This window comes from Streptomyces sp. NPDC059456, assembly GCF_042750055.1.
Classification (GTDB): Bacteria; Actinomycetota; Actinomycetes; order Streptomycetales; family Streptomycetaceae; genus Streptomyces.
In genome coordinates, this window is the sequence record NZ_JBHYVA010000099.1 from 8,591 (window position 1) to 17,725 (window position 9,135).

Genomic DNA, 9,135 nt, shown 5'->3' on the forward strand with positions numbered 1-9,135 from the left:
GCGGAGGGGGCCCCCCCGGGGGGGGCGCCGGCGCGGCCCCGCGCCCCCCCCCCCCCGGCGCCCAGCCGGTGCCGCCGGGTGCGCCGGACGATCCGTGCACGGCCGCCGCCGAGGGATCCGCGGGATCCGTACCGCCGTCCATCATGGACCTGTGCATCCGGCAGTATGGCCACTGACCAGCGGGTATCGCTCGGGACTTGACCCTCACACCGTGTCAGGGCCTGCACTGGGAGGCGTCATGTACACCATCGGAGACTTCGCCAAGCACGGCCGGGTATCGGTCCGCATGCTGCGCCACTACGACGCCATCGGACTGCTGCGCCCGGCGCGTGTCGACCCGGCCAGCGGCTACCGCCACTACGAGGCCGAACAGCTCGCCCGCCTCAACCGTGTCATCGCGCTCAAGGAGCTCGGCTTCAGCCTGGACGAGGTGGGGTCGATCCTCGACGAGCGGCTGGACGCGGAGGAGTTGCGCGGCATGCTGCGGCTGCGCCGGGCGGAACTGGAGTCGGCCATGGCCGCCGCTGCGGCCCGGCTGACCCAGGTCGAGACGAGGCTCCGGACCATCGAGAGCGAGGGATCCATGTCCACCGTCGACATCGTCGTGAAGAGCCTCCCGCCCGTCCGGCTCGTCGAACTGAGCGGGGTCGCGGGGAGTTACGAGCCGCAGGACATCGGGCCGGTCATCGGCCCGCTCTACGACGAGCTGTGCCGCCGGATCGAGGCCGCCGGGGTGGTCCCGACCGGCCCGGGGATCGCGTACTACGAGGACGCGCCGGGGGCCGAGGCCGGGGCCGTCCTCGTGCACGCCGGGCTTCCGGTGGGGGCCTCGGTGCGTGCCGAGGACCTCGGGGGCGCGGTGCGGGTGGTCGAGCTGCCCGCGGTGGAGCGGGCGGCGACCGTGGTGCACCGGGGGGCGATGGACGGCGTCCTGCCGACGGCCCAGGCGCTCGCGCGGTGGATCGACGCGAACGGCCACCGTTCGGCGGGGTACGCGCGCGAGCTGACCCTCGCCTGCCCGGAGGACCGCGACCAGTGGGTCACGGAGCTCCAGGAGCCGCTCGCGCCCGCCGGCTAGGCGCTGTCCGTCACCGGCAGCCCACGCGGCCGTCGACGCATGCGCGCAGCCTGGTCCGCCACCGGGTTCGCGTCAGGACGCGGGGCGGCGGCGGGCGCGGACCGAGGCACAACGGCGGGCCGTCTGCCGGTGGGCGGTGCGCAGCCGGCGCATGGTGGCGTGGCCGCGCCGGCGCCATTCGGCGCGGGGCAGGCCGGTCCGCTGGCCGCCGCCGGTGATGAGGGCGTTGACGGGGGCGTGCGGGTCGGCGGCCATCCCCTTGGCCACCAGGACCCCGACCACGAGCGGGACCAGGGCCACGGCCAGGGCGGAGCCGGCGGTGGTCACGTGCTGCATGCGGCGCGGGCGGTGCCCGGCGGTGCGGGCGGCGGTGGCTTCGGAGGTCATGGCCCCATTCGAGCAGCGGCGGGCCGGCGGGGAATCGGGGCGGGTACTCAGGTCGTTGGGTGTGGGGTACTCAGACCGAGGGAGGGTGGTGGGCGTGGCGGTACCGGGGCAGGGCTTCGAGCCCGCGACCGGCGACGGCCCGCAGCGGCCCGCCGGTGCGGCGCGGGAGGCCGAGGTCCGCACGGCGTACGAGGGCCTGGTGCAGATCCGCCGCCTGGTCAACGGCCGGGCGGGCACGGCGGTTCCCGCGCCGTGGGAGCTGCGGCGGATGCCGCGGGCGGTGGCCCTCGTACTGGAGGCGGCGGGCCTGACGCCGTCGGCGGTCGATGCGGAGGGCCGGCGCACCCGGACGGGATACCGGGTGGCGTCCCGGGAGGGCCTGGTCGAGGTGACCTGGGTCGGCCCGCCGGGCGGCGGGGCGGCAGGGACGGAGCAGGAGGGCCTGACGGCGTGCGCGGCCGCCCTGGAACCCCTGGGCTGGACCTGCCTCCTCTACCGGGGACCCCGCCACCGCCGCTTCCTGGAAGTCGAGCCCCCGCGCTGACCGGCGCGGCGGTCCGCCCGCACCGGGCACAATCATCCGATGGACATGCACACCCTCCGTGCGGGGGAGCTCGGGACCGGGCGGCTGGAGTTGTCGCCGCTGCGGGTTGCGCACGCCGGGGAGATGGCGGTCGTGCTGGGGGATCCCGCGTTGCACGGGTTCATCGGCGGGGTCCCGCTCTCGGGGGATGCCCTGCGGGAGCGTTATGCCCGGCTGGAGGCCGGGTCGCCCGATCCCGGGGTCGTGTGGTGCAACTGGGTGCTGCGGCTGCGCGGGGAGGGGCGGCTGGTGGGGACGGTGCAGGCCACCGTCACCCCCGCGGCGGACACCGCCGAAGTGGCCTGGGTGGTCGGAACCCCCTGGCAGGGCCGGGGGTTCGCCACCGAGGCGGCGCGGGCCGTCACGGCGTGGCTGACGGCAGTGCCCGTGGGCCGGCTGGTCGCGCACGTCCACCCGGACCACCACGCCTCGGCGGCGGTCGCCGCGGCCTGCGGGTTCGCCCCGACCCCGCAGGTCGAGGACGGCGAGGTCCGCTGGGAGTACCGGCCCTAGGCGGTGTCCTGCCGTGCGTGCGCCTTGGACGATCCGCCGAGGGAGGGCCGTTCCCGTGGTTCGGACGGCACCTTGCGTGCCGGGCACCGAGGGATTTGGATCAAGCCATGCGAAGGGGACCCCTGCTCGAAGGCTGTACGCCCTGGCCCGAGGCGTTCGTCGACCGCTACTGGGCCGCCGGGCACTGGCGCGGCACCACGCTGGACGGCCTGCTGCGCGACCGGGCCATCGAGTACGGGCCGCGGACCGCGCTCGTCCACGGCTCCACCCGCCTCACCTACGCGGCCCTGAACCGGCGCGTGGACCGCATGGCCGCCGGGTTCCGGCTGCTCGCCCTGCGGCCCGGGCAGCGGGTCGTCGTCCAGCTGCCCAACGTGCCCGAGTTCGTGGTCACCGTGTTCGCGCTGCTGCGGGTCGGCGCGGTCCCCGTGCTCTGCCCGCTGTCGCACCGCGCGCCCGAGGTGTCCCACCTCGTACGGGTCACCGAGGCCCGCGGTTACGTCGGCCCCGCCACCCACGACGGCTTCGACCACACCGCGATGGCCGCCGGGATCGCGGCCGGCGGCCCCTTCCTGCGGCGGGTGTTCACCCTGGAGGCCCCGGGCACCTCGTCCGCGTCCGGCGGTTTCACGACGGATCCGGCCGGCTGCCACTACTTCCCGCTGGGCTCCATCGACGCCCCGCCCGCGCCGGCGATCGCCCGGCACGCCGACGGGGTGGCGCTCCTCCTGGTCTCGGGCGGGGGGGCCGGCGCGCCGCCTCGGCTCGTTCCGCGCACCCACAACGACTACGCCTACCAGGCGCGGGCCGCCGCCGAACTGGTGTCGCCCCGCGCGCCGGCCGGGTCCCTCGACGCGCTGCCCGCCGTCGGGGCCGACCCGGGCAGTCTGCGGCTCCTTCAGGTCGGGGGCGCTCCGCTGCCGCGCGCGACCGCAGAACGCATCGGCCCCGAACTGGGCTGCCGGCTGCAGCAGGTGTCCGGCAGGGCCGAGGGGCTCGTGACGCTCACCCGGCCCGCCGATCCGGACGAGACGGTGCTGACCACGCTGGGCCGCCCGCTCTCGCCGGACGACGAGCTCCGCCTGGTCGGCGCCGACGGCGCGGCCGTGCCCTGCGGGGAGAGCGGTGAACTCCTCGCCCGCGGTCCGTACACGGTGCGGGGCTACTACCGGGCGCCCGGCGAGGACGCCCGCTCCTTCACCCCCGACGGCTGGTTCCGTACGGGCGTCCGCGCGCGGCTCACCCCGGACGGCGATCTGGTGGCGGCCGGCCCCGGTGATCCGTCCGGCCCCTGACGGCCCGGGTCAGCCGTACCGCTCGGCCAGCGCGGCGACGGTGTCGGCGAGGGCCCGGCGCAGCTCCGGCGGGCCCAGCACCTCGGCCTCGGTGCCGAGCCGGAGCAGGTCGGTGACCGCGACCGCCCCGGACTCGACGTCGAGGTCGACGCGGATCCAGCCCTCCGGGTCGCCGGGTACGGCCGGGAGGGCGCCGGCGAGGGCGCGTACCCCGGCCGCACCGAACTGCATCGGCAGCAGCCGGCGGCCGCGCGGGGACAGCAGGAGCCGGGCCGTCTCCTGCCGGCACGCCTCCTCCATCCGGCGCGCGGACTGCGCCCAGTACGCGGCGAGTTCGAAGTCCCCGGGGCGTTCGAAGCCCTCCTCCTCGATGTCCACGGCCAGGAACCGCGAGACCCGGTAGCTGCGTACGCGCTCGTCGGCGGCCCGGGCCACCAGGTACCAGATGCCGCCCTTGAGGACGAGGCCGAGCGGGTGCAGCGGGTGCCCGGTCCGCTCCTCGCCGTTCCAGCGGCGGTAGTGGGTGCGCAGGATGCGCTGGTCCCAGACGGCCTGGGCGATCCGCGCGAGGTGCGGTACGGGGTCGGCGTCGCGGAACCAGGCGGGGGCGTCCAGGTGGAAGCGGTCCTGGATGCGGCGGGCCCGTTCGGCGAGGGCGGCGGGCAGCGCCGCCTGGAGCTTGAGCCGGGCGGCGGCCAGATCGGCGCCGAGGCCCAGCTCCTGCGCGGGGCCGGGTGCACCGGCGAGGAAGAGCGAGCCCGCCTGGGCGTCGGTGAGGCCGGTGAGCCGGGTGCGGTAGCCGTCCATGAGCCGGTAGCCGCCGGCGGGGCCGCGGTCGGCGTGGACCGGGACTCCGCAGGCGCCGAGGGCTTCGACGTCGCGGTAGACCGTGCGGACGGACACCTCCAGTTCGGCGGCCAGTTCGGGTGCGGTCATCCGGCCGCGGCTCTGGAGCAGCAGGAGCAGGGACAGGATCCGGTCGGCGCGCATGCGGACATTGTCCGGGGTACCTGTCAGGAGGTGTCAGGTACCCCGGAGAGGCTGTTCCCGTGCCGGGGGGATCGAGCCCGCCGGCCGTGAAGCAGGAGGTCCCGCCATGTCCGCCCGTACCACCGGCCCCACCCGTACCACTGGTCGTTTCACGTTCGCCGACTGGGAGGAGCAGCCCGTCGGCCCGGCCGACGCCATGCCGCGGCTCTCCCGCTCGACGGTCGTCAACGCGTTCGCGGGCGGGATCGAGGCAGCGGCGACCAGCGCCGCGTACACGTTCACCCACACCGGGGAGGGCGTCGGCGCCTTCACCGGTCTGGAGCTGCTGTCGGGCTCCGTGGACGGCCGCAAGGGAGCCTTCGTCCTGGAGCAGCGCGGCAGTTTCGACGGCTCCGGCACCCGGTGCACCTTCGAGGTGGTGCCCGGCTCGGCGACGGGCGAGCTGACCGGGCTGGCGGGCTCCGGCTCGTTCACGTACCGGCAGGGCGACACGTCCGTCGCGTACGAGTTCGGCTACACGCTCGGGTAGCGGGGCCGTACGGGAGGGGCGCGGGCCCCCCGGCCCCGCGCCCCCTGTCATGTGCCGTGCGTCCTGCGGCCCGGTCTACGGGGCGCCGAAGGTCAGCGTCAGCTGCGGCGTGCCCTCGTTCGCCGGGGCTTCGGAGGACCACAGCCACAGCGCGTCGGTGCCGGGGCTGGTCAGCGCGAGGCTGTAGCCGGTGCCGAGCGCGCCCGCGAGGGCGGTGGTGTTCAGCCCGGTGGTGTGCACCGCCGAGCCGTCCGGTACGCCCGCGAAGCTGCCGAGGGCCGGGGTTCCGGTGGCGGGGCGGTTGTTGTAGGTGGTGCCGGCCTCGGTCCAGCTGCCGGTGACCGGGACCACCGAGACCGTGTCCGCCGTACCGGCTCCGCTCATCGTGCTGGTCTTCACGCTGAGGGCGGCCGACTTCAACACGGTGCCCGCGGGCGCGGCGGGCAGGTTGAACCGCAGGTAGCTCGTGTACGGCGAGCTGCCGCGGACGGCGAGCGAGGACGAGGTCCCGTAGTTGCCGTCCGGTGCGCCGGCGTTGGCGTACGTGTCCTCGGCGGCCTGCACCTGCACGACGGAGTCGACGGGGGCGGAGGCCAGGGCGTGGTGGTTCTGCACCTGCGCGGCGCTCAGGACCGTCGGGTAGACGGCGGTCTCGTCGAGTTGGCCCGCCCAGAACTCGCTGGTGGGGCGGTCGGGCCAGCCGCCGAGGCTGTCGCCGCCCGCGTGCCAGTACCCGGCGTAGTTCTCGTGGGTGGTGACGGCGAGGGTGCCCTTCTGGGCGCCGTCGACGTAGAGGACCATGCCGCCCGGCCCCTGGGTGGCGACGACGTGGTGCCACTGGTTGTCGTTGTACGCGGCGGCGGTGGTGATGGTGCGGGTGGCTCCGGTGTACACGCCGTAGACGAGCCGCCCGTCATTGGTCATGTAGATGTGCTTGTCGTACTGGTTGCTGCCGCGCACCTGGTTGTTGCCGAAGCCGAAGAGCTTGCCGCCCCGGGTGGTGTTCGTCTTGAACCAGGTCTCGATCGAGTAGCTGCTGCCGATGCTCTGGCGCAGGTCGCCGTAGACCCGGGTGTCGGTGCCGTTGAAGCCGATCGCCGTGCTCGCGCCGGTCACCGCGCCGGGCGTCTGGCGCAGGGCCGGGGCGTTCAGGTGCACGCCGTTCTGGTTGCCGCTGCCGGAGGAGTCGGCGACGTTCGGCAGGGCCGACTCGTCGTACCGCCAGAACAGCTGGGCGCCGTCCGCGCGGACCTGGTTCGGGTAGGCGTCGACCGAGGTCGGGACCGTCACGCTCGCGGTCGCCGACAGGGCGCTGGTGTTGCCGGCCGCGTCGGAGGCCGTCACCCGGTACGTGTACGTCTGCCCCGCGGTGACGGTGGTGTCGGTCCAGGAGGCCTGCGGGCGCTTGAAGAACAGCGAGTCCGCGGTGACCGTGGCGATCGGGGTGGCCGCGCCGCCCCGGTAGACGCGGTAGGTCAGGGCGCTGTCGTCCAGGTCGAGGCTGGTGCGCCAGCGCACCTGCACCTCGCCGGGCCTGAAGCTCGCCGCGGTCGCGACGGGGACGGTGGGCGCGCCGGTGTCCCCGGTGGACGCGAACCGGGTCAGGCTCTGCTGGGCCGAGCCGTTGACGGTGGTGAACTCGCCGCCCACCCAGAGGTACTGGACGCCGCCCTTGGAGCCGACCGCCATCACCCGCGGGCCGATGCCCTCGCCGATGCCGTCGTTGGTGTCGGGGGCCCAGCCCAGCTTGCCGACGCCGGTGGTCGGCTGCGCGAGCAGGTGGTGGCGCTGCCCGTCCGGGTACTCGCCCACGCTGGAGCAGTCGTGCGCGTGCGAGGCGCTGTACAGCACGTTCTGGTACGGGAGCACGGCCTGCGTGGCGCCGAGGCAGGTGTCGCGCCAGCGCTGGCTGAAATCGCCGAGGTCGAGCGCGATCCGGCCGTCGAAGACTCCGCCGCCGGTGCCCTCGTTGCCGGTGTAGAACCCGGTCGCGTCGGTCGCGATGTCCTTGACGACGGAGTTGGTCTCGATGAAGCCGGGGTAGGCCTTGGTGAGCGCGCCGCTGGTGGGGTCGACGACGGCGAGCGCGTGCGTGTCCGTGCCGTTGACGGTGAAGAAGTCGCCGCCGAGGAGGACGTGGGCGCCGTCGGGGGTGACCTCGACGGCGCGGCCCGGCTCGTCGGCGTCGGCCCGGAAGGGCCGCAGTGCGCCGTCGGCCGCGTCGACGGCGGCGAACCGCTCGCGCTGCTGGCCGGCGACGGTCAGGAAGTCGCCGCCCGCGTAGACCGTGTCGTCCGTGACGGCGAGGGCGCGCACGGTGGCCGCGAACGCCGGCCGGAAGGAGGTCTTGACGGTGCAGGTCGCCACGTCGATGGCGGCGAGGCTGGAGACCGCGGTGCCGTTGACGGCCCCGAAGTAGCCGCCCGCGTACAGGGTCTTCTTGTCCGTTGAGAGGGTCAGGGCGCGGACGGTGGCGGTGCCGGAGCCGACCGTGAAGGAGAGCCGGCAGGAGGTCGGGGCGCCGGTCGCGGCGTCGAACGCGGCGAAGTTGACGGCCGGCTGCTCGGTGCCGCCGGCGCCGTCGGGAGGCCGTACGGCGGAGAAGGTGCCGCCGGCGAACACCGTGCCGCCCGCCTCGGCGAGGGCCCAGACGACGCCGTTGGGCTGCCAGGTGGACAGCGCGTCGGCGGTGAAGGCCACGGGCGGGGTGACGGCCGCCGCCTGCGGGACGAGGCCGAGGCCGATGCCCGCGCCGGTTCCGGCCAGGGACAGGACGAGAGCGGCTGCCAGCCCTCGGGTTCTACGCATGAGCCCCCCAGTTCGGTGTGACTGTGCGGTGATGGCCGAAAACAGCCGTACAGCAGTTCGCGACCATGCGTACGGGCGCACCTTAGGCCCGTTTGCGGACGCGCTCACCCCACTTGACGCATCAGATGCCAAATTCTCGGAGCTGGCGGCCGCATATCCTTCCCGCCATGATCACTTCCAATGAACCGATCGAACTCGTCATATTCGACTGTGACGGGGTGCTCGTCGACACCGAGCGCATCGCGGCCCGGGTGAACGTCGCCCTGGGTGCGGAGCTCGGCTGGCCGCTCACCGAGGAGGAGGTGATCCACCTGTTCATCGGGCGCTCCAGCGCCTCGAACCGGGAGCAGATCGCCGCCCGGCTCGGCGACGAGGCCGCCCGGGAGTGGGAGGAGCGCTTCGCGCGGATGCACGCCGAGGCGGTGGACGCCGGGGTCACCCCGGTCGACGGACTGCCCGAGGCGCTCGACGCGATCACCCTGCCGACCTGCGTCGCCTCCAGCGGAACGCACGAGAAGATGCGGCACACGCTGGGCCGCACCGGCCTGTACGAGCGGTTCGCCGGCCGCATCCACAGCGCGACGGAGGTCGCGCGCGGCAAGCCCGCCCCGGACCTCTTCCTGTACGCGGCCTCCCGGATGGGCGTGGCCCCGTCGGCCTGCGCGGTGGTCGAGGACAGCCGCCCGGGGGTCGAGGCGGCCCGTGCGGCGGGCATGCGCTCCTTCGGCTACGCGGGCGGCCTGACCCCGGCCGGCCGGCTCGCCGGACCCGGCACGGTCCTGTTCACCGACATGCGCGAGCTCCCCGGCCTGCTGGCCGGGACCGGGGCCGGCGGCGGCCGCTGACCCCGTACGGGGACGCCCTCCCCCGGGTGGGGCGGGCCGCCCGGGGGCCCGCCCCCGGGGCGTAGACCCCCCCGCGGGGCCGGTCAGCGCCGGCGGGGGCGCGGGGC

At 75.1% G+C, this 9,135-nt stretch carries 9 protein-coding genes; 6 read left to right on the top strand and 3 right to left on the bottom strand.

Annotation, left to right across the window (positions count from 1 at the left end; genetic code table 11):
• The first annotated feature begins 238 nt into the window (after positions 1-238).
• The gene (locus tag ACFXA3_RS12040) at positions 239-1,078 is read left to right on the top strand and encodes a MerR family transcriptional regulator (RefSeq protein ID WP_385185503.1); all 840 of its coding nucleotides are present in this window, start codon (positions 239-241) and stop codon (positions 1,076-1,078) included.
• 72 nt (positions 1,079-1,150) lie between these two features.
• Here ACFXA3_RS12040 and ACFXA3_RS12045 read toward each other — a convergent pair whose 3' ends face one another.
• Positions 1,151-1,465 (bottom strand): hypothetical protein, encoded by a 315-nt coding sequence (locus ACFXA3_RS12045; RefSeq protein WP_385185506.1) that lies wholly within the window; start codon positions 1,463-1,465, stop codon positions 1,151-1,153.
• A gap of 94 nt (positions 1,466-1,559) precedes the next feature.
• Between ACFXA3_RS12045 and ACFXA3_RS12050 the strand changes: the two genes are divergently transcribed.
• The 3 genes from ACFXA3_RS12050 (at position 1,560) to ACFXA3_RS12060 (ending at position 3,856) form a co-directional block, all read left to right on the top strand.
• Positions 1,560-2,009: a hypothetical protein gene (locus tag ACFXA3_RS12050; protein ID WP_385185509.1), complete on the top strand. Its 450-nt coding sequence runs from the start codon at positions 1,560-1,562 to the stop codon at positions 2,007-2,009.
• Between the two features lie 45 nt (positions 2,010-2,054).
• Complete coding sequence (locus tag ACFXA3_RS12055; protein WP_385185526.1) at positions 2,055-2,561, top strand: GNAT family N-acetyltransferase; 507 nt, start codon at positions 2,055-2,057, stop codon at positions 2,559-2,561.
• Between the two features lie 107 nt (positions 2,562-2,668).
• Complete coding sequence (locus tag ACFXA3_RS12060) at positions 2,669-3,856, top strand: AMP-binding protein (protein WP_385185512.1); 1,188 nt, start codon at positions 2,669-2,671, stop codon at positions 3,854-3,856.
• A 9-nt stretch (positions 3,857-3,865) separates the two neighbouring features.
• On the opposite strand, the gene ACFXA3_RS12065 is transcribed toward ACFXA3_RS12060, so the two are convergent.
• A complete protein-coding gene (locus ACFXA3_RS12065) occupies positions 3,866-4,846 on the bottom strand; it encodes a helix-turn-helix transcriptional regulator (protein ID WP_385185515.1) in 981 nt (326 codons plus the stop codon).
• A 106-nt stretch (positions 4,847-4,952) separates the two neighbouring features.
• Between ACFXA3_RS12065 and ACFXA3_RS12070 the strand changes: the two genes are divergently transcribed.
• Positions 4,953-5,375, top strand: coding sequence for a DUF3224 domain-containing protein (locus ACFXA3_RS12070; RefSeq protein ID WP_385185517.1), 423 nt, complete (start codon positions 4,953-4,955; stop codon positions 5,373-5,375).
• Positions 5,376-5,450: 75 nt separating this feature from the next.
• Here ACFXA3_RS12070 and ACFXA3_RS12075 read toward each other — a convergent pair whose 3' ends face one another.
• Positions 5,451-8,183 carry a DNRLRE domain-containing protein gene (locus ACFXA3_RS12075; RefSeq protein WP_385185519.1) on the bottom strand — a complete coding sequence of 911 codons (2,733 nt, stop codon included), beginning with the start codon at positions 8,181-8,183 and terminating at the stop codon, positions 5,451-5,453.
• Positions 8,184-8,350: 167 nt separating this feature from the next.
• Here ACFXA3_RS12075 and ACFXA3_RS12080 point away from each other — a divergent pair, with 167 nt between their 5' ends.
• Positions 8,351-9,028: an HAD family hydrolase gene (locus ACFXA3_RS12080; RefSeq protein ID WP_385185522.1), complete on the top strand. Its 678-nt coding sequence runs from the start codon at positions 8,351-8,353 to the stop codon at positions 9,026-9,028.
• The last annotated feature ends 107 nt before the right edge of the window (positions 9,029-9,135 follow it).

Coding starts and splice junctions, on each gene's coding strand:
- ACFXA3_RS12040 (WP_385185503.1), top strand. CDS start 239: ATGTACACCATCGGAGACTTCGCCAAGCACGGCCGGGTATCGGTCCGC.
- ACFXA3_RS12045 (WP_385185506.1), bottom strand. CDS start 1,465: ATGACCTCCGAAGCCACCGCCGCCCGCACCGCCGGGCACCGCCCGCGC.
- ACFXA3_RS12055 (WP_385185526.1), top strand. CDS start 2,055: ATGCACACCCTCCGTGCGGGGGAGCTCGGGACCGGGCGGCTGGAGTTG.
- ACFXA3_RS12060 (WP_385185512.1), top strand. CDS start 2,669: ATGCGAAGGGGACCCCTGCTCGAAGGCTGTACGCCCTGGCCCGAGGCG.
- ACFXA3_RS12065 (WP_385185515.1), bottom strand. CDS start 4,846: ATGCGCGCCGACCGGATCCTGTCCCTGCTCCTGCTGCTCCAGAGCCGC.
- ACFXA3_RS12070 (WP_385185517.1), top strand. CDS start 4,953: ATGTCCGCCCGTACCACCGGCCCCACCCGTACCACTGGTCGTTTCACG.
- ACFXA3_RS12075 (WP_385185519.1), bottom strand. CDS start 8,183: ATGCGTAGAACCCGAGGGCTGGCAGCCGCTCTCGTCCTGTCCCTGGCC.
- ACFXA3_RS12080 (WP_385185522.1), top strand. CDS start 8,351: ATGATCACTTCCAATGAACCGATCGAACTCGTCATATTCGACTGTGAC.